The organism is Streptococcus mitis, from assembly GCF_002005545.1.
GTDB classification, from domain to species: Bacteria; Bacillota; Bacilli; order Lactobacillales; family Streptococcaceae; genus Streptococcus; species Streptococcus mitis_I.
On sequence record NZ_LBMT01000001.1, the window covers coordinates 1,960,786 to 1,981,172 of the forward strand.

21 protein-coding genes are annotated in these 20,387 nt (G+C 42.0%); 2 read left to right on the plus strand and 19 right to left on the minus strand.

Annotated features, from left to right (window positions below; translation table 11 throughout):
• Positions 1-19: 19 nt before the first annotated feature.
• From QS39_RS09870 to cdaA, 8 genes are all read right to left on the minus strand, one after another.
• Positions 20-1,891, minus strand: a complete 1,872-nt coding sequence (locus QS39_RS09870; protein ID WP_077805408.1) for an ABC-F family ATP-binding cassette domain-containing protein — start codon at positions 1,889-1,891, stop codon at positions 20-22.
• Positions 1,888-3,087: a CCA tRNA nucleotidyltransferase gene (locus tag QS39_RS09875; RefSeq protein WP_077805409.1), complete on the minus strand. Its 1,200-nt coding sequence runs from the start codon at positions 3,085-3,087 to the stop codon at positions 1,888-1,890. Before QS39_RS09875 ends, QS39_RS09870 begins: the two co-directional genes overlap by 4 nt.
• The gene (dapB, locus tag QS39_RS09880; protein WP_077805410.1) at positions 3,084-3,851 is read right to left on the minus strand and encodes a 4-hydroxy-tetrahydrodipicolinate reductase; all 768 of its coding nucleotides are present in this window, start codon (positions 3,849-3,851) and stop codon (positions 3,084-3,086) included. The genes QS39_RS09875 and dapB overlap by 4 nt, the downstream gene beginning before the upstream one ends.
• 267 nt (positions 3,852-4,118) lie before the next feature.
• On the minus strand, positions 4,119-4,967 hold the full coding sequence (locus tag QS39_RS09885; RefSeq protein ID WP_077805411.1) for a DegV family protein: 849 nt from the start codon (positions 4,965-4,967) through the stop codon (positions 4,119-4,121).
• A 1-nt stretch (position 4,968) separates the two neighbouring features.
• Positions 4,969-5,343: a DUF1149 family protein gene (locus QS39_RS09890; protein ID WP_001050087.1), complete on the minus strand. Its 375-nt coding sequence runs from the start codon at positions 5,341-5,343 to the stop codon at positions 4,969-4,971.
• Between the two features lie 73 nt (positions 5,344-5,416).
• Positions 5,417-6,769 (minus strand): phosphoglucosamine mutase, encoded by a 1,353-nt coding sequence (glmM, locus tag QS39_RS09895; protein WP_077805412.1) that lies wholly within the window; start codon positions 6,767-6,769, stop codon positions 5,417-5,419.
• Between the two features lie 24 nt (positions 6,770-6,793).
• A complete protein-coding gene (locus tag QS39_RS09900) occupies positions 6,794-7,558 on the minus strand; it encodes a CdaR family protein (protein WP_077805413.1) in 765 nt (254 codons plus the stop codon).
• Positions 7,545-8,402 (minus strand): diadenylate cyclase CdaA, encoded by an 858-nt coding sequence (cdaA, locus tag QS39_RS09905; protein ID WP_077805414.1) that lies wholly within the window; start codon positions 8,400-8,402, stop codon positions 7,545-7,547. The genes QS39_RS09900 and cdaA overlap by 14 nt, the downstream gene beginning before the upstream one ends.
• Before the next feature lie 243 nt (positions 8,403-8,645).
• Here cdaA and QS39_RS09910 point away from each other — a divergent pair, with 243 nt between their 5' ends.
• Together QS39_RS09910 and QS39_RS09920 are read left to right on the plus strand one after the other, a co-directional pair.
• Positions 8,646-9,614: an NAD(P)/FAD-dependent oxidoreductase gene (locus QS39_RS09910; RefSeq protein ID WP_077805415.1), complete on the plus strand. Its 969-nt coding sequence runs from the start codon at positions 8,646-8,648 to the stop codon at positions 9,612-9,614.
• Positions 9,615-10,161: 547 nt separating this feature from the next.
• A complete protein-coding gene (locus QS39_RS09920; RefSeq protein ID WP_000593540.1) occupies positions 10,162-10,737 on the plus strand; it encodes a hypothetical protein in 576 nt (191 codons plus the stop codon).
• Positions 10,738-11,250: 513 nt separating this feature from the next.
• On the opposite strand, the gene whiA is transcribed toward QS39_RS09920, so the two are convergent.
• The 11 genes from whiA to tpiA form a co-directional block, all read right to left on the minus strand.
• On the minus strand, positions 11,251-12,162 hold the full coding sequence (whiA, locus tag QS39_RS09925; protein WP_000011280.1) for a DNA-binding protein WhiA: 912 nt from the start codon (positions 12,160-12,162) through the stop codon (positions 11,251-11,253).
• Positions 12,159-13,136 (minus strand): YvcK family protein, encoded by a 978-nt coding sequence (locus QS39_RS09930; RefSeq protein ID WP_077805416.1) that lies wholly within the window; start codon positions 13,134-13,136, stop codon positions 12,159-12,161. The genes whiA and QS39_RS09930 overlap by 4 nt, the downstream gene beginning before the upstream one ends.
• On the minus strand, positions 13,133-14,023 hold the full coding sequence (gene rapZ / locus QS39_RS09935) for an RNase adapter RapZ (RefSeq protein WP_077805417.1): 891 nt from the start codon (positions 14,021-14,023) through the stop codon (positions 13,133-13,135). Before rapZ ends, QS39_RS09930 begins: the two co-directional genes overlap by 4 nt.
• A 51-nt stretch (positions 14,024-14,074) precedes the next feature.
• Positions 14,075-14,455 carry a RidA family protein gene (locus QS39_RS09940; protein ID WP_001140420.1) on the minus strand — a complete coding sequence of 127 codons (381 nt, stop codon included), beginning with the start codon at positions 14,453-14,455 and terminating at the stop codon, positions 14,075-14,077.
• Positions 14,456-14,465: 10 nt separating this feature from the next.
• Positions 14,466-15,053 carry a ribosome biogenesis GTP-binding protein YihA/YsxC gene (gene yihA, locus QS39_RS09945; RefSeq protein WP_000422605.1) on the minus strand — a complete coding sequence of 196 codons (588 nt, stop codon included), beginning with the start codon at positions 15,051-15,053 and terminating at the stop codon, positions 14,466-14,468.
• Between the two features lie 8 nt (positions 15,054-15,061).
• On the minus strand, positions 15,062-16,294 hold the full coding sequence (gene clpX / locus QS39_RS09950; protein WP_012972566.1) for an ATP-dependent Clp protease ATP-binding subunit ClpX: 1,233 nt from the start codon (positions 16,292-16,294) through the stop codon (positions 15,062-15,064).
• 36 nt (positions 16,295-16,330) lie between these two features.
• Positions 16,331-16,501 (minus strand): hypothetical protein, encoded by a 171-nt coding sequence (locus tag QS39_RS09955; protein ID WP_000442260.1) that lies wholly within the window; start codon positions 16,499-16,501, stop codon positions 16,331-16,333.
• On the minus strand, positions 16,501-17,007 hold the full coding sequence (locus QS39_RS09960) for a dihydrofolate reductase (RefSeq protein WP_077805418.1): 507 nt from the start codon (positions 17,005-17,007) through the stop codon (positions 16,501-16,503). Before QS39_RS09960 ends, QS39_RS09955 begins: the two co-directional genes overlap by 1 nt.
• A 129-nt stretch (positions 17,008-17,136) precedes the next feature.
• Positions 17,137-17,655 (minus strand): Dps family protein, encoded by a 519-nt coding sequence (locus QS39_RS09965; protein ID WP_000229861.1) that lies wholly within the window; start codon positions 17,653-17,655, stop codon positions 17,137-17,139.
• 343 nt (positions 17,656-17,998) lie between these two features.
• Complete coding sequence (lytC, locus tag QS39_RS09975) at positions 17,999-19,513, minus strand: choline binding-anchored murein hydrolase LytC (RefSeq protein WP_077805420.1); 1,515 nt, start codon at positions 19,511-19,513, stop codon at positions 17,999-18,001.
• Between the two features lie 33 nt (positions 19,514-19,546).
• Positions 19,547-20,305, minus strand: a complete 759-nt coding sequence (gene tpiA, locus QS39_RS09980) for a triose-phosphate isomerase (RefSeq protein ID WP_077805421.1) — start codon at positions 20,303-20,305, stop codon at positions 19,547-19,549.
• Positions 20,306-20,387: the final 82 nt, after the last annotated feature.

Consider the following 20,387-nt stretch of genomic DNA (forward strand, 5'->3'; position numbering starts at 1 on the left):
ACGGGATTTTTCTATTCTTCTAGCTATCAAAGTCACTTAGGTATTCATAGCGTTCATATTTTTCAAGGAGTGCTTCGTTTTTCTCATCCAATTCTTTTTGAAGAGTCGCTAGCTTACCAAAGTCAGAGCCGTTGGCCTGCATCTCCCCTTCAATAGCAGCGATACGGTTTTCCAAGGTTTCAATATCACCTTCAATGCTTGCCCACTCCTGCTTTTCTTGGTAGGTCATGCGTTTCTTGTCTTCTCGAACCTTGACGACTTTTTCCTTTTCAGCTTTTTGCACTTGATTGGCCATCTCTGTTTCAAAGGCTTTTTCATCAAGATAGTCGGTATAATGACCAAAGAAAGGACGAATTTTACCATCCTCAAATGCGAGAATCTTGGTCGCTACCTTATCCAAGAAATAGCGGTCGTGACTAACAGTCAAAACTGGACCAGCAAAGCCTTGCAAGAAATTCTCCAAGACTGTCAAGGTTGCAATGTCCAAATCATTGGTCGGTTCGTCCAAGAGAAGAACATTTGGTTTTTCCAAGAGAAGTTTGAGGAGATAAAGACGTTTTTTCTCTCCCCCAGACAATTTCTCAATCAAGGTTCCATGCGTCGAACGTGGGAAAAGGAACTGCTCCAGCAGCTCTGCAATCGAAGTACTAGAACCACTGCTGGTCTTGACCTCTTCTGCCACTTCTTGCAAGTAATTGATAACTCGCTTGCTTTCATCCAAGCCCTCAATTTGCTGAGAGAAATAGGCAATGCGAACAGTTTCCCCAATCACAACTTGACCTGCTGTCGGCTCAAGACTTCCTGCAATCAAGTTAAGGAGAGTTGATTTCCCAACACCGTTATCCCCAACGATTCCGATACGGTCTTTGGCCTGAACTAAGAGATTAAAATCTTGCAAAATGGGCTTATTTTCATAGGCAAAAGAAACATCCTGAAACTCGATGACTTTCTTCCCAATCCGACTGGTTTCAAAGTTCATGGTCAAATCTGTTTCAGCAACGCCACCTGAAACTTCTTTCTTCAAGTCGTGGAAACGATTGATACGAGCCTGCTGCTTGGTTGCACGCGCCTGCGGTTGTCTGCGCATCCAGGCCAATTCTTGTTTGTAGAGTTGTTCTTTTTTGTGAAGAAGAGCTGCATCGCGCTCATCTTGTTCAGCCTTAAGGCGAACATAGTCCTGATAATTGCCTTGATACTCGGTCAATCCAGCTCGATCCAACTCGAAAATCCGTGTTGACAGTGCATCTAGGAAATAGCGATCATGGGTGATAAAAAGGACAGTCTTCTTGGAATTTTTCAAAAAGAGGGTCAGCCACTCGATGGTCGCAATGTCCAGATGGTTGGTCGGCTCATCCAAAAGCAAGAGGTCGTGGTTGCCAAGTAAGACTTGCGCCAACTGAACTCGTCTTCTCAGACCACCTGACAATTCCCCAACAGGAGTCGATAAGTCCTGAATACCCAACTTACTGAGAACCGTCTTGACCTGACTCTCAATTTCCCAAGCTTGAAGAGAGTCCATTTCAGCCATGACTCGTTCCAAACGCGCCTGCTTGTCCTCACTATAGTTGAGCATGAGGAGTTCATACTCACGAATGAGCTGAATTTCCTTGAGGTCGCTAGATAGAACCGTATCCAAGACCGTCTTACTATCATCAAAATCAGGATCCTGGGTCAAGTAACCAATCTGGTAATCATTCTTAGCTGAAAAGGGACTGACATCCCCATCAAAGCCAGAAACACCAGAAAGAACATCTAAAAGGGTGGTCTTCCCCGTTCCATTGACACCGATTAGACCAATTCTGTCTAGGCCATGGATAATAAAGGAAATATCCTTAAAAACGTTCTTATCACCGACGGATTTACTTAGTTTTTCAACGATAAAATCACTCATTTTTTCTCCCTCAGGTAAGTATTGATGGCTTGACGGTCATTTTCCAATTCTCCATCGACAATGGCATATTCAATCTCTGTTAAAATCTCTCCCAAGTCTGGGCCTGGTTGATAGCCATATTCATTAATCAAAATACCACCGTTGATTTGGATTTCTTTCTTGTCATGAATGGTCAAACTCTGATAGGTTTCTGTGATGACTTGTGGGTTGACTGGTTTCCCTTGGGCCTGACGAAGATTTTCAGCCTGTAAAAGTAAATCCAAGTCAAAGCGATAACAATCGCGCTTGCTCAATTCTCCCTTTTCACGCAGAGCCAAAATAGTCAGCAAATCCTGAACTTGCTTGGCAAACTGGCGTGAGGTCTTCCAAGCCTTCAAAAATGGCTGCGCATTTTCAATCTCCAAAGCCCACAAAAGAGCTGCCCAGGCTTGTTCAGAGGATTCAAAGGTGAAATTAGCCTCCAAATCAAACAGTCTGTTGAGCTTGTCTTGGCTAGATGCCATATCAGGGAGATAGTCATAAGCTTGACTCTCAATCATGGAAGCCAAACCCCTTCTCCAAAATGGAGCCAGCATGAGTTTATCAAACTCAACGAAGGTACGCTCCACAGAAATTTTCTCCAAAAGCGGTGTCAAGGTCTTCATAGCTTTAAAGGTTTCTGACTCAAGTTCGAAACCAAGACTGGCCTGAAAACGGAAACCACGCATAATCCGCAAAGCATCTTCGTTGAAACGCTCACTAGCCACTCCAACTGCTCGTAAGACTTGCTTTTCCAAATCTTCTAGCCCATGGAACAAGTCAACGATTTCCCCTGTCTCATCCAAGGCAAAGGCGTTGACTGTGAAATCACGGCGTTTGAGGTCTTCTTCTAGCGAGCGCACAAAGGAAACCGCACTGGGTCTGCGATAGTCCACATAGACATCCTCTGTCCGAAAGGTAGTTACCTCGTACTCCTCATCCCCATCTAGTACCAAGACGGTTCCATGCTCGATTCCGATATCGGCTGTTCGCGGAAAAATCTGCTTGGTCTCTTCTGGATAAGAAGACGTCGCAATATCCACATCATGGATAGGACGATTGAGGAGGGCATCTCGAACAGAACCCCCAACAAAATAAGCTTCAAAACCTGCTTCTTTAATTTTTTCTAATACTGGTAAAGCCTTCTGAAATTCAGAAGGCATTTGCGTTAATCTCATAATAAGTGTTCTAATCCATAGACAAGCTCATGACGCTTGACAACTTCTTTAATTCCCAAATTGACCCCTGTCATGAAGGAGCTACGATCATAGGAGTCATGACGCAGGGTCAATCCTTCTCCCTGATTGCCAAAGATGACTTCCTGATGGGCTACCAAGCCTGGCAAACGAACTGAGTGAATACGCATGCCATCAAAGTCAGCACCACGAGCACCAGCAATCAGTTCTTCCTCATCAGTCGCACCTTGCTGAATAGACTCTCGAACTTCTGCCATCAATTCAGCTGTTTTAATAGCTGTTCCACTCGGGGCATCCTTTTTCTTGTCATGATGGAGCTCGATAATCTCCACATTTGGGAAATATTTGGCAGCCTGCGTCGCAAATTGCATGAGCAAGACAGCACCCAAGGCAAAGTTAGGGGCGATCAAGCCACCCAAATCTTGAGCACGAGAAAATTCTTTTAGCTCTGCAATTTCTTCACTAGTAAAGCCTGTCGTTCCAACTACTGGAGCAAAGCCATTCTCAAGAGCAAAGCGTGTATTTTCATAGGCAACAGCTGGAGTAGTAAAATCTACCCAGACATCCGCTTCAAAGTCTGCTAAATCAACCTTATCCTTGAAAACAGGAATACCCTGCCATTCTGACTCAGACTCACAAGGATCCAAAACTGCTACCAAGTCCAAGTCTGGATCAGCCAAGACCATCTGACAAGCAGCTTGGCCCATCTTTCCCTTAAAACCAGCAATAATTACTCGAATACTCATCTCTACTCCTGTCTAAGATACAAAGGACGTTAGCTGCCCATGAAAAATAGGGAATGGCGCTGACTTTCCACGAAAGGCCAGACAGGCATCTTTTTTCAAGAGGCAGGTAGTCCGTGTTCAATTGCTAAGATACAAAGCCTGTAGGAACACAAAGTGAAAATAGGAGTTTTGATCAAGAAGTGTCTACTCCTTGGAAAAACTATCTTTTTCACAGAGGGTTCCAGGCGTGTTCAACTGCTAACTTCTTAACTAGTCTAAAAGTGCCAACTAAATCACTGGAATATAACCCAGAGCAATGCTTCCTGATCCTAGGTGGGTCCCAATGACACTACCAAATGTAGCAAGTGAAATATCCGTACCCACTCCAGACTCAAGCAAGTGTTGACGCAATTCCTCAGCCTTTTCAGGAGCATTTCCATGAATGACAATGACCCGGTATTGGCCTGAAGCCGTTGTTTCCTTGATAATTTCAATTAATCGCTTGGTTGCTTTCTTTTCGGTACGAACTTTTTCGTAAACTTCAATCACACCTTGGTCATTGAAATAGAGGATTGGCTTAATGCTAAGCAAATTGCCCAAAATGGCTGCCCCATTTGAAAGACGTCCACCTTTCACTAAATGATCCAAGTCATCTACCATGATAAAGGCTGACGTACGGCTGATTTGAATGGCTAGCTTATCCTGAATGCTGGCAAAATCATCGCCCTGGTCACGCCAATTAAAGACGCTTTCAACCATGATACCCAGAGGAGCACTTGTAATTAAGGTGTCTGGAAAAGCAATGGTTAAGCCCTCATATTCATCTATCATATACTGGATATTTTGGTAAAAACCTGAAATTCCAGAAGATAGGAAAAGCCCCAAGGCATGGGTATAGCCTTGTTCTTTTAGCGAAGTTAAGATTTCATCTAACTTGGCAATACTTGGTTGACTGGTCTTAGGTAATTCAGATGCCTGAGCCATTTTTTGATAAAATTCCTCAGCAGTCAGATTGATACCTTCGACATACTCCTCACCATCAATATTGACAGGAATATCCAAGACATATAAATCTTCTCTTTGCAAGGTCTCTGCACTGAGATAGGCAGAAGAATCTGTGATAACAGCTAGTTTCATATTAGAACTCCAAATTGATTCCTGGTAAGTCTAATGCAATTTCAGTTACTTCGTAAGTCAAACGGTTGAGCATGTTCAAACATGGACGAGCCAAAGTTTCCACTTCTTCTTGGCTCAATTCACTTGGTTCATTGACAATACGGCCATCGATGTGGTTTACCTGTGAAATGGTTCCACTGATGACAAACTTATCAAATACAATCATAAAGGTCAAGATGACAATCAAGGAAGTCACTTGATTTTCTTGGTCATGTTGGAGCAATTGGAAGTTCACATCCACCTTAGTTTCAGGAGCTCCATTTTCATTTTCCCATTCAAAATTACGCGCATCAAAATGATACTGACTAACAAATTCTTGTTCACGTTTAAGATTCATGTCTTTCTCCCTTGGCTACAATATTATAAGCTATTGTACCATAATTTTTTATTTTCATCTAGTTTTCTAGGATTTAGTCAATCCCGATTTCAGCTCGAACTACATCTGCGATAGTATCAACATAGTAGTCCACTTCTTCTGTTGTAGGCGCTTCTGCCATAACACGCAAGAGGGGCTCTGTTCCACTTGGGCGAACAAGGATACGGCCGTTCCCCGCCATTTCTTCTTCCATCTTCTCGATGATAGCCTTGATAGCTGGCACTTCCATAGCCTTTTCCTTCATGGCATTTTCCACTCGGATATTGACTAATTTTTGTGGATAGATGGTTACTTCTGCAGCCAACTCTGACAAGCTCTTACCAGTTTCCTTCATGATTTTGGTCAATTGAACAGCAGATAATTGACCATCACCAGTTGTATTGTAATCCATCAAGATGACGTGACCAGACTGTTCACCACCGAGGTTGTAGCCTGATTTTCTCATTTCTTCAACAACATAACGGTCGCCAACTGCAGTGACTACCTTGTTAATACCTTCACGGTCCAGGGCCTTGTGGAAACCAAGGTTAGACATCACGGTTGTCACAATTGTATTTTGAGCCAATTGTCCTTTTTCAGAAAGGTATTTTCCGATGATGTACATAATCTTGTCACCATCAACGATGTCACCATTCTCATCAACAGCAATCAAACGGTCACTGTCTCCGTCAAAGGCCAAACCAATAGCTGATCCGCTTTCTTTGACCACTTCTTGAAGAGCTTCTGGGTGCGTAGAACCAACATTAAGATTGATGTTAAGACCGTCTGGCGTTTCCCCGATAACCGTCAATTGGGCACCAAGGTCTGCAAAGATTTGACGGGCACTAGTAGAAGCTGCTCCATTAGCTGTATCCAAGGCAACCTTCATTCCATCAAGAGGAGTTCCAGTTGAAACAAGGTAGCCTTCATACTTACGCAAGCCTTCTGGGTAATCTACCAAAGTTCCCAAGCCTTCTGCACTTGGACGTGGAAGAGTGTCTTCTGCAGCATCTAGCAAGGCTTCAATTTCTGCTTCTTTTTCGTCATCTAGTTTGAAACCATCACCACCAAAGAACTTAATCCCATTATCAAGGGCTGGGTTGTGGCTAGCAGAAATCATGACACCTGCACTGGCTCCCTCAGTTTTTACCAAGTAAGCTACTGCTGGTGTTGCAAGGACACCAAGTTTGTAGACGTGAATCCCTACAGAGAGGAGACCTGCCACCAAAGCCGATTCCAGCATTTCCCCTGAAATACGTGTATCACGTCCTACAAAAACTTTCGGTGCTTCCGTTTCATGTTGGCTAAGAACATAGCCTCCAAAACGACCTAGTTTGAAGGCCAATTCTGGCGTTAGTTCTACGTTAGCTTCTCCACGGACTCCATCAGTCCCAAAATATTTACCCATTTTTATAAAATCCTTTTCCTATTTTTAATTCGTTTTTGAACTAGTTGCTTTCGTTGACGAAGATGTCTCCGACGAACTGCTTGTGCTTGAACTTGGCGCTACTGGTTTTGTAGTGACCTTCATTGTTGTATCAAACGGAGTGATAACTACTGGTAAGACTACCCCGTTGCGGTCGATTGCCTGCAAAGGTACTGAGCCACTGTAATTACCTGTTATGCGTTCGCTGGTTGGTAAAAGCGCAATAACTTTGTCAATCTTAGCTAATGTTTCCTGGTCAGTTGTGACCGAAACGCGTTCATTGGACACGGTTACACTATCAAGTTGTAGCTTGGGATCAATCTGGCTTTGGTCAACTTGTGGCACCACAATCATCCCATCTCGCTTAACCTTCTTCCCAACTTTCACTGTGATCTTTTGAGGCGTTGCTACAGCGGTCAATCCACTAGGAAGATTTTCTATGTTCAAGGGAACTTCAATCGTTCCAACACTAGCATCTGTCAAATCCGCTGTCACCTTAAACTTACGAGTGCTTTCCTGCATTTCACTGGCCAAGGTCACACGATTGGCACCTGTCAGTACAACTGAAACTTCTGATGCAAATCCGCTAATAAAGTACTGGTCATCATCATAGTGAATATCGATAGGAACGTTCGTTATCGTATTGGTATAGGTTTCTGATTTGACCTGCCTTACAGTATTGTTATTTTGAAAATTAGTCGATGTTGCATAGATGAATAAGACACAAGCAAAAAAGAGAGATGAAATGATATATAGACTATTTTTTCTCATATTTCCAACCTCCTAGCAAACGGTCCTTGAAACTGACTTTTTCCTCAACAACTGGCAAAAGAATTGCTCGTAGCTCTGCTTCAAATTCTTCAATCGTCAAGTCGTGCTTGAAAACACCGTTATAGGTAATAGAAATGCCACCTGTTTCCTCTGAGACGATAAAGGTCAAGGCGTCGGACACTTCTGATAAACCGATAGCTGCCCGGTGTCTGGTCCCAAATTCCTTGGAAATCCCTGTACTTTCTGTCAAGGGCAGATAGGCAGAAGTTACCGCAATCCGATTTTCTCTGATAATCACAGCACCATCATGTAGAGGAGTGTTGGGGATAAAGATATTAATAAGGAGTTCTGCCGAAATTTTGGCATCCAAGGGAATTCCTGTCGCGATGTATTCTTGTAAGGTCCGAACTCGTTGAATGGCAACCAGAGCACCAATCTTACGGGGACTCATGTATTCAACTGACTTAACAAAGGCACGAATCATTTTCTCTTCTGCACTAATTTGAGTAGTAGAAAAGAAATCTGTCGCCCTTCCCAAACGTTCCAAACCAGTCCGAATCTCTGGAGAGAAGATAACAACCGCAGCAATAACCCCATAGGTAATAATCTGATTAATCAACCAAGAAATCGTTGTTAAACCAAGGATATTGGCCACGACCTGGGCTAATACAAAAATCAAGACCCCCCGCACCAAAATCATAATCTTGGTACCAGCTATCGCTTTTGTAAAACGATACAAAACATAGGTCACAATCAAAATATCAAACAGATTGATGGCAATACTCCAAGGACTAGAAAACAAGCTAGTCCAATATTGCAGATTGGATAATTGTTGAAAGTTCATCTGCTGTCTCCTCTCTGTCCAAACACGTTCCTCTCTATTATACCATTTTTCTGGCATTTTTTTCCCTATCCTACTTCATTTTAAATTAAAGAAAAAATATGATAAAATAAACTGATACTCAATGAAAATCAAAGAGCAAACTAGGAAGCTAGCCGCAGGCTGTACTTGAGTACGGTAAGGCGACGCTGACGTAGTTTGAAGAGATTTTCTAAGAGTATGACTAGAAAAAACAAAGGAGAAACCATGTCTCAACTCTATGATATCACTATTGTAGGTGGTGGTCCTGTCGGGCTTTTTGCAGCCTTCTATGCCCACCTACGCCAAGCCAAGGTCCAAATCATCGACTCCCTTCCCCAACTAGGTGGACAACCTGCTATTCTCTATCCTGAAAAGGAAATCCTCGACGTTCCAGGTTTCCCAAACCTGACTGGAGAAGAATTGACCAACCGCTTGATTGAACAACTAAACGGCTTCGATACCCCTATTCATCTCAATGAAACGGTTCTTGAGATTGAAAAACAAGAAGAAGGCTTTGCCATTACCACTTCTAAAGGAAGTCACCTATCTAAAACTGTTATCATTGCTATGGGTGGCGGTGCCTTCAAACCACGTCCTTTGGAACTAGAAGGCGTTGAGGGCTATGAAAATATCCACTACCACGTTTCCAACATCCAGCAATATGCTGGTAAGAAAGTGACGATTCTTGGTGGAGGAGACTCGGCTGTTGATTGGGCTTTAGCTTTTGAAAAAATTGCACCAACTACCCTTGTTCACCGCAGAGATAATTTCCGCGCCTTGGAACACAGTGTTCAAGCCTTACAGGAATCATCTGTGACCATCAAGACACCATTCGTCCCTAGCCAACTCCTTGGAGATGGAAAAACGCTCGATAAACTTGAAATCACAAAAGTCAAATCTGATGAAACCGAAACGATTGACCTAGACCACCTCTTTGTCAACTATGGTTTCAAATCTTCTGTCGGTAACCTTAAAAACTGGGGTCTGGACCTCAACCGTCACAAGATTATCGTCAACAGCAAGCAAGAATCTAGCCAAGCAGGTATCTATGCTATCGGTGACTGCTGCTACTATGATGGAAAAATTGATCTGATTGCGACAGGGCTTGGAGAAGCACCAACCGCTGTCAACAATGCCATCAACTACATTGACCCTGAGCAAAAAGTGCAGCCAAAACACTCAACCAGTTTATAAAAAAGAACCACGAGTCACATAGGATTCGTGGTTTTAAAATGAACTACACCTCAAAAGTTAGACAGAAATACATCTAACTTCTGATATGCAGCCCACCTTCTCTTTGCTCTTGTTTGAATAAGAAATTTTTTGAAGAATCATTAGATTATACAAAGTATTCATATCAGCCTTTTAAAGCTATATAAAAACTCTCCAACTATTCTATTATACCATATAAAAAAATAAATAAATAGACTTGTTTTTTTCTTTTTTTGACGTATACTAATAATAGAAAGCGCTTTAAATAAAATAAAAGGAGGTTTTATGAGGAAAGTAAATAAGGACATTTTATTCTTAACTGGAATCATAGTTTTATGTTTTGGTTTTTTATTATTTCACATCAACCCCTATTATGCCGAACCCTATGCGACACTGAAAGAAAGAATAAATTTATTCTTTTGGCAACTATATTGGAGACCTGTAGGAACTCTCAGTATTATTTCGGGTTGCATTATAACTTTCAAAGGATTGAAAAAATAATCTTTTACTCATGAAGAAAAAATTTGTTATGATTAAACTGAAACTATTGTTTTTCTCTCTACTATCAAGTCTATTATTCTTAGTCACAACATCTACGGTTTTTGCTGATGTCTATCCTGGTACAAATTATGAAATTGTATCTAATCGTATTGTAAAAGATATCAACACAGGAGAGTTATTGTCATTTTATACAACTGAACTTAGAGACGCCTATTTAGAGTCTAAATCTACGTATCAGACTCGTTCTAATGCAACTGGTGTTGCAGACTATAGAACTAAATACTCTCACTCTTACAAGAAAAGCACCACATCAGGTCCTGTAAGTTCAACTGCCTATGGTGGAAAAGCTGGAGCTACTCTGACTGTAGGTGCAGGTGTTAGCTTTTCTGCTCCGGAGTCTGGAGCTGGACTTAGTTTAAATCACTCAGTCTCCCATAACGTACCACCCTACACTTATGGTTATATTAGACTAAAAGCATCTTACACAGTAAACGTTCGTAAACTAGAAGTTAGATACTTAGGCACCAACAAATGGGTTCCAGCTGGTGAAACCTCTACTATATCGAATGTTAGCGTTTGGAGCGAACTGGTCACTTGGAAATAACTCATTAGAGACTGGGTAAAAACTCAATTTCAGGAGAAAATGAAATAAATTTTCTCACAATAAAACGCATAGTATCACGGTTTTCAATATCTGATATTATGCGTTTTTGATTTTAAAGAGCTAAATTTCTTAACTTAATGACATTGCTTTTTGCCTTTCCCCTTCTTTTTCAAAAAGCAAAAATGTCCTATCAAATTGATAGAGCATGTGATATAATAACGACGGCACTAACAATACGCCTTGGAAAAGGAGGTATTACAGATACTAGAACTTCTCAAAATAGTACTTATCGCAGTCATCGAGAGTATCATCTCATGGCTGGTGACTCGTTGGCTAGTCGATCACTTCGACAAGTAACCTTCCTGGTTAGTGCTATCTAACCCAGAAAAAAATCCCCTCGGTATTGCAGTACCGAGGGGATTTCTGTTAGCACTAAAATGCTAGAACTTCTCAATTCCTCTTTATTATCTCACATGCTCTGTTCAATTGTCAAGAAAGAGGTGTTTTATATCTTTATAACTCATCGGCTAATTTATTTATCTTTCTGAGTCTGTGGTTGACACCACTTTTGGTCAGAGGGGTACTGAGGCTATCTGCCAACTGTTGGATAGAGTAGTCTGGGTGCTGAATCCGCAGTTGCGCTACCTCCTGCAAATCCACTGGCAGATTTTCTAAGCCCATGATATCTTTGATTTTACTGATATTGTTGATAGTCTTTATGCTGGCAGAAACTGTCCGAGCGATATTAGCTGTCTCCGCATTATTGGCTCGATTGAGGTCGTTACGAGTTTCTCGCAAAATCTTAACCCGCTCAAAATCATCACGCGCCTGCATGGCTCCGATTACTATCAAGAAGTCCATAATGTCTTCGGCACGCTGGAGATAGGTCACAGCTCCCTTCTTACGTTCAAGCACCTTGGCATCCAGTAAAAATTGCTGGAGAAGGGAGGCAATCCCTTGCGCGTGATCCAAATAGACAGAACTGATTTCCAACTGATACTTGCCTGACTCAGGGTCACGAATGCTTCCATTTGCCAAGAAAGCACCACAGAGATAGGCACGGCCTGCTTCCTCGTCTGATAAAATCTCCTCATCAATACCTGTTTCCAGACCAAAAAAGGAGTCGGCTAAGTGTAAGTCACTCAATAAATCCTGCACCTTTTCATCTGTAAAAACGGTATAGACCCGATTCTTACGAAGATTACTTCTTTGGTGGTGTCGGATTTCTGATTTGATTTCGTAGAAATGGAGAAAGGACTCATAGAGGTGACGAGCCAGCTTGGCATTTTCTGTCACGACGGACAAGGTCAAGCCCGAAGTCGAGAGGCCGATACTGCCAGACATCTTGATAATGGCAGATAATTCATGCCGGCTAAGATGGTGCTGACCTAGGATTTCTTCTTTTACTGCTACTGTGAAACTCATTTTCTCACCTGTATAATGCGCATCAACTCATCCACAATCAAATCCCCATCGTGGAAGGCACCTCCATTTTCCAGACGAAGGAAGTTGGATGAAATCACACGCGGAACTTGCTTACAAAGACCAGCAAAATCATGTTCCACCTGCACCAAGTATTCATCAAACCGGTTGGAATTCATGTATTCCTGAGGCACTTTTTCGATATTCACCAAAACAGTATCGATAAAAGCTCGACCAAGGTGGCGATGCAAAACCTCCACGTGGTCACTATCTGTAAAGTGTTCCGTCTCCCCACGTTGGGTCATGATATTGCAGACATAGGCGATTTCTGCCTTGGTTTCCAAAAGCGCCTGCCCGATTTCCTTAATCACAATATTGGGCAAAATCGAGGTAAAGAGGGAACCAGGTCCGAGGACAATCATGTCACTTTCAAGAATGGTCTGCACTACTCGACGGCTAGCCAGAGGCGTATCATCGTTGAGGGTATTGGTCACATAGACGTGGTCAATCATGCCTGGATGGTCTGCAATATGGCTCTCTCCAGCCACCTCTGTTCCATCCTGAAAGACTGCGTGCAGGGTCAAAGGATGGTCACTGGAAGGATAAATTTTCCCCGTTGTATGGAAAAATTTGCTCAGTAACTGCATGGCATTATATGTCGAACCCTGCATTTCTGACAGACCTGCAATAATGAGATTGCCCAACGGATGGCCAGCAAAGGCTCCCGCATCCTCAGAAAAGCGGTACTGAAAGACCTTCTCATAGAACTTAGGCATATCCGACATGGCCACAAGGACATTGCGAAGATCGCCTGGCGGTGTCAATTGCTGCATATTTTTTCGGAGTTCACCTGATGAACCACCATCATCTGCCACCGTTACGATAGCTGCGATTTCCACATCTTTTTCCCGCAGACTTTTAAGAATGACGGGGATCCCAGTCCCTCCACCAATCACCGTTATCTTTGGTTTTCTCATGAACGGTTTACCGTTTCCTTTCTTCGGTCTTTGTCTCGATGCCCTTCATTGACAGGCCAATTCTTGGATAAGTCCTGCGCCAAGCGTTTAGCAAAGGCCACACTACGGTGTTGCCCACCCGTACAACCCATGGCAATGGTCAAAACGGACTTACCTTCCTTTTGGTAACTTGGCAAAATCGGTTCAATCAAGGCCAACAAATGTTGATAAAAATCTTCTGACTCAGGATGATTCATGACATAGTCATAAACTGGTTCATCCACACCCGTTTGGTTTCTCAGTTCTGGTAGGTAGTAGGGATTTGGCAAGAATCGGACATCAAAGACTAAATCTGCATCAATCGGGATTCCATATTTAAAGCCAAAAGACATGACTTCGATACGGAAAGACTGGGCTCGTTCTTGGTCTGAAAACTGCTCTGCAAGGGTTTTACGCAGCTCACGAGGGGTAAGTTCTGTCGTATCCACCACATTTTGGCTCATATTTTTCAAAGGCGCCAAGAGCTCACGTTCCAGCTTGATTCCATCCAAAATCCGTCCATCTGCAGCTAGTGGGTGACTCCGTCTAGTTTCCTTGTAACGCGCGACCAATTCCTTATCAGCTGCATCCAAAAAGAGAATTTTAAAGTCCAGTTCTTCCTTGTTTTCCAACTCATCCAAAACAGCTTGAATCTCTGAAAAGAAAGAACGGCTACGCATATCCACCACCAAGGCCAACTTATGGTCGTCTTCCTTTGTTTCAACCAACTGCAAAAATTTAGGCAAGAGAGCTGGAGGCATATTATCAATAGTAAAATAACCCAAATCTTCGAAGGACTGAATGGCAACTGTTTTCCCTGCACCACTCATTCCTGTCACAATCACCAAGTGAAGTTGTTTCTTTGTCATCTTTTTCTCCTTATATCAAAAGAAGTTTGGCAACACCAAACTTCAACTAGCTTATCCAATCTCTGCGATGACTTCAATTTCGACTTTTACATCACGAGGAAGACGAGCTACCTCCACAGCTGAACGAGCTGGAAATTCCTCTTTAAAGGCCGTTTGGTAAACCTCGTTAAAAGGAACGAAGTCGTTCATATCGCTCAAGAAGCAAGTTGTTTTGACAACATGGTCAAAATCTGTTCCTGCTTCAGCCAAAATAGCACCAATGTTTTTCAAGACTTGTTCTGTCTGTTCTTGGATCGTTTCTCCAACGATTTCCCCAGTTTCAGGAGAGAGAGGAACTTGACCACTAGCAAACAAAAGGTTGCCAACGATTTTTCCTTGAACATATGGTCCGATAGCCTTTGGAGCTTTGTCTGTATGAATTGTTTTTGCCATTTTCTTTTCCTCACAATTTTTCTAAGATTGCATCCCAAGCCTCATCCATCCCTGCCTTGCTGACAGATGAAAAGAGGATGAAGTCGTCACTTGGGTCAAAGTTTAATTTCTTTTTGATTGCTGATTCGTGCTTGTTCCATTTACCACGTGGAATCTTGTCTGCCTTGGTCGCCACAATGATGACTGGAATCTCATAATACTTGAGAAATTCGTACATCTGTACATCATCTGCTGACGGGTCATGACGAAGGTCAACTAAACTGACTACCGCACGGAGATTTTCTCGAGTTGTCAGATACTCCTCAATCATGCGCCCCCACTTTTCACGTTCCTTTTTAGAAACACGGGCATAGCCATAACCAGGCACATCCACAAAGCGCATCTTGTCATCAATGTTAAAGAAGTTGAGGAGCTGGGTTTTACCAGGTTTACCTGATGTTCGGGCTAGATTCTTGCGGTTCAGCATAGTATTGATAAAGCTAGACTTGCCAACATTTGAACGCCCTGCTAGGGCAATCTCTGGCAGTTCATCCTGCGGATAGTGGGACTTGTTAGCCGCACTGAGCAAGATTTCAGCATTGTGTGTATTAAGTTCCATAGTCACCTCTAGGCTGTTTCTAGGATTGGTTTATCCGTTCCATCGACAGCTTCTTTTGTGATGCGAACCAATTTCACATTTTCCTGACTCGGCACTTCAAACATGACATCTAGCATGGTTTCTTCGATAATTGAGCGAAGACCACGCGCACCAGTTTTGCGTTCGATGGCCTTATTTGCAATCTCTTGAAGGGCTTCGTCGTCAAATTCCAACTCGACATCATCATAAGATAACAAGGTTTGGTATTGTTTGACCAAGGCATTTCTTGGCTCTTTCAAGATGCGAACCAGATCATCAACAGTCAATTGCTCAAGAGCTGCAAAAACAGGCAAGCGTCCAATCAACTCAGGGATAATACCAAATTTTTGAATATCCTCTGCGATGATTTCTTGCATGTAAGAGCTATTTTCATCAATCGCTTTATTATTTTGACCAAAGCCGATAACCTTTTCACCCAGACGTTGTTTGACGATTTCTTCAATACCATCAAAAGCACCACCCACGATGAAGAGGATATTTTTAGTATCCACTTGAATCATCTCTTGTTGTGGATGTTTACGTCCACCTTGAGGCGGAACACTAGCAACGGTTCCCTCGATAATCTTGAGAAGGGCTTGTTGCACACCTTCACCAGAAACATCACGTGTGATCGATACGTTCTCGCTCTTCTTAGCAATCTTGTCAATTTCATCCACGTAGATAATCCCACGCTCTGCACGTTCGATATTAAAGTCAGCAGCCTGCAAGAGTTTGAGGAGGATATTTTCCACGTCCTCACCCACATAACCAGCCTCAGTAAGAGCTGTCGCATCCGCAATCGCAAAAGGCACATTCAAGCTCTTAGCCAAGGTCTGGGCAAGGAATGTTTTCCCTGAACCAGTTGGGCCAATCATCAAGATGTTTGACTTCTGCAAATCTACATCTTCTGACTCTTCTCGCGTATCGTGAAAATTGATGCGTTTGTAATGGTTGTAAACAGCTACTGCCAAAGCACGTTTGGCACGATCTTGACCGATTACATAGTGATTCAAGATATGGAGAAGTTCGATTGGTTTTGGTACTTCAGACAAGTCCGCCAAGACTTCCTCCGCCAACTCCTCCCGAATGATTTCCTGGGCCAACTCCACACATTCATTACAGATAAAGGCATTGTTCCCTGCGATTATTTTTTGTACTTCTTCTTGGCTTTTGCCACAAAATGAGCAATAAACCATCATATCATTATTCCTATTTGTAGGCATGATTTCCTTCCGTTCTATTCTATACTGTCATTTTATCTAAAATAAGGTCATGTAAAAAGCATGGATACTATTGACCAAATTGGTAAAGGCATTTAACCAGAGCAGGACAGAAAGTCCATAGCGCTTTTTACGAAAAGCCTGTGCTCCTGCAAGCAAGCAGACCAAGCACAGCATGGCTGTGAAAAAACCAAATATACTACGTTCCATTAGACTTCCTTTCTCTTGCGGTATTGGATGGTAAAATCATAAGGATTTTTCTCATCTTTGGTATAGGATTTGCTTGAAACTGTCTCAAAAATAGACAAGTCAAAGTCTTCAGGAAAATAGGTATCTCCCTCCACCCGTGCATGGATTTGAGTGACAATGACTTCATCCAAATAGGGTTCAAAAGCCTGAAAAATTTGCTTTCCACCGAGAATATAGAGATTCTTGTCTTGACCCTGATACCAGTCTAGAACAGACTGGATGTCCTGAAAAGTAGTAACCCCATCTATCTTTTCTTCCAAATTACGCGTCAAAATCAAGGTCTCCCGTTTTGGAAGCAGTCGACGTCCCATCCCATCAAAGGTCACGCGTCCCATCAAGATAGCATGATTCAGAGTTGTTTCTTTAAAGTGTTGCAATTCTGCTGGCAAATACCAAGGCAGACGATTGTCCTTCCCAATCACACCCTCTTCATCCTGGGCCCAAATAGCTACGATTTTCTTAGTCATGCTTCCATCCTTTTCACTGATAGTACTATTTTATCAAAAAACTCAAAAAAAGACTGGTTTGGAATAGCTTACAAAATAGAAAAAATCTGTAAGAAATTTCCTACAGATTTATATATGTTTCCTTGTTTCTTACAAACCAGGTGCTTGTCCAAGTTCTGCTGCAAGCATCCAAACTGTTTTCTCAAGTTCAGCCTTAGCACCAACAAAAATATCGTTTGTAACATCATCGCCTTCTTCGTCAGTCACATCCAACGCTTTTTGGAAAAGAGTGATGAGGTAGCGATAAATAGCTAGAACACGTTCCAAGCTTTCTTCAACATTACGGTATTCACCAGCTTCTTCTTCGATTTCACTATTTTGAAGGAATTCTGTCAATGTAGAGAATGGGCTTCCACCGAGTGTAATCAATCGTTCGCTGATTTCATCTAAATGACCATCAAGAGCATCCATGTACTCATCCATTTTTGGATGCCATACCATAAAACCGCGTCCACGCATATACCAGTGTACTTGGTGCAAAGCAACGTGGGCTACGTACAAATCAGCAACAGCTTGATTCAAAACTTCCTTTGTTTTTGCCAATGCTACTGGCGCTGCTTTTGTTAATGTTGCGACATCTTTTGCTGCTTCTTTTTTTAATTCTACCATTTTATTTTACCTCATTCATTATTATTTGTAACCACTTCTTACTGATTACTATCTTAGTATACTACTAAGGAAAGACAATAGCAAGCCAAATGACCCACATGAGAAAAGTTGCAATAGACTGATAATTTAAGAATTTTTTAGAATGAAACCCAGTCCCCTTACACCTCTCTTATACTCAATGAAAATCAAAGAGCAAACTAGGAAACTAGCCGCAGGCTGTACTTGAGTACGGCAAGGTGACGTTGACGTGGTTTGAATTTGATTTTCAAAGAGTATTAACTGCGACAAAATAAAGAAAAAAGGGATGCAATTTTCTTGCACACCCCTTTCTCAAACTTATATCTTAATACCAAACGCTAACGTCAACACGACCACGAATTCCTTTTAAGTATTCAGATGAGGTATATTGCCATCCTTTTTCACCTGAATAATGAGGATTTGTCCAATCAAGTGCATCCGTATAGGCTGCAACCCAGTTGACATGTTGTAAAATATCTGGATGATTCAAACGAGTTTGCAAGAGTTGACGATAGCTATAAACTTTCACATTTTGATAACCAGCCTGCTTCATTGTTGCCATATACTTATTGATGATCTTGACCCAGGTTCCAGTATCACTTGGAGCTCTCTTAGTCTTATTGCCATATTCCCAGTTCTCAACATCGTAGTAGATAGGGTAAGACAAGTTCATCTTGTATTTTTTCAAGAGTTCAATGGTTTGATTAGCATCATTCTCAGCATCGGTCTCATTTTCAGCATAAGTATAAAGGTAAACACCGTAAGGAATTCCAAGACGGTTTAACTCCTTAATATTATGAGCCAATTCCTTGTCCTCAGTTCCACTATAGCCCAAACGAACAATGACTCCATCAACGCCATTATCATCGATGACCTTTTTCCAGTCACTGATACGACCATTGTGCTCACTGACATCGATGACCTTTTTAACTTGATCAGTCCCAACTTGTTCTTCACGATGGTTAAAGAAATAACGTCTGCCATTTCGGTGAACCCAGCCAACATTCAAGTCTTTCTTTTCTTTTAACTCACCTGAGTCAGAAAAAATATAGCGAGTATCATCCATGACTAATTCACCAGTCGCCATAGCACCACTTTCTGTCAAATAGTAGTTGCCCTGCCACTCATCTTTGGCCATGTAACCCCACTTCTTGAAATAGTACCACTTGCCGTCTACCTTTTGCCACTCTTGATTTGCATAAGAACCATCGGACTTGAGATAGAAGTAAGATGAATAGGCTGGATCATAAAGCCATTCATTTTGCATCATGGCACCTTGACCATTTAGGAAATAACTTCCTTGCCATTGACTTTTAGCTAAATAGCCCCATTTTTTAAAATAGTACCATTTACCTCCAACAGAATGCCATTCCTGGTTAGCATAAGAACCATCGGACTTCAGGTAAAACCAATTCTTATAGGCGTTATCATAAACCCATTCATTCTTAGCCATATAGCCACCTGATTTTAGGTAGTAATTACCCTGCCACTCATTTTGAGCATAACGGCCGTCTGACTTAATATAAAACCAAGCCTTATAGTAGTTATCAAAAATCCACTCACTCTTGGCTTTGGAACCATCAGCCTTTACATAATAATCCCCCTCCCAGTGGGCAGAAGCATTGGTCTTTACTCCTGCACTCGTTTGAGTTTTATTAGAAGACTGATTTTGCTCTGAACTACTTGAAACTGTCCTTGCATCCTGCGAAGTTTTTGCTACCTCAGTTTCATTTGCAACGACATGGCTAGTTGCCAATCCTAGTAAGCAGATACTTGCTAATCCAATTTTTCCAATCTTTGTTTTCAATCTTTCCTCTCCTATAAAAAATGGAACAGACATCTGAATGCTGTTCCACCTAGCTTTTGCTACTGATTATTTTACAAAGTCAAGCAAAGCCAAGAAGCTTTCTGCTTCAAGTGACGCACCACCTACAAGGGCACCGTCAACGTCTGGGCAAGCCATGTATGAAGCAACGTTTTCAGGTTTAACAGAACCACCGTATTGAACACGAACTTTGTCTGCAACTTCTTGACCAAAGTCAGCAGCTACAACGTCACGAACAACTTTACACATTTTTTGTGCATCGTCTTGTGAAGCTGATTTACCAGTACCGATAGCCCAGATTGGCTCGTAAGCGATAACTGATGCAGCAACTTGTTCAGCAGTCAAACCAGCCAATGCAGCAGATACTTGAGCACCTACGAATTCAGCAGCTTTACCAGCTTCATAAGTTTCAAGTGATTCACCACAACAGATGATTGGAAGCATGCCGTTTGCAAAGATTGCTTTTGCTTTTTTGTTGATATCTTCGTCAGTTTCATGGAAGTAGTCACGGCGTTCTGAGTGACCGATAACAACGTAGTCAGTACCGATTTCTTTCAAAACTTGTGGGCTAGTTTCACCAGTGAAAGCACCTGCATTTTCAAAGTAGCAGTTTTGAGCAGCAACTTTAAGGTTTGAACCTTTAGCAGCAGCAATAACAGCTGTCAAATCAAGAGCTGGAGCAGCGATACCTGCTTCAACAAGATCTGATGAAGGAAGTTTTGATGCAACTGCTTCAACGAATGCTTTAGCTTCTTCTGGATTTTTGTTCATTTTCCAGTTACCAGCGATAAATGGTTTACGTGACATTTCACATACCTCTTTTTTCAATTTATTTTCTATTTATTTTATCACAATTAGACACAGCTTGCAAATCTTACTCGGATTTCAA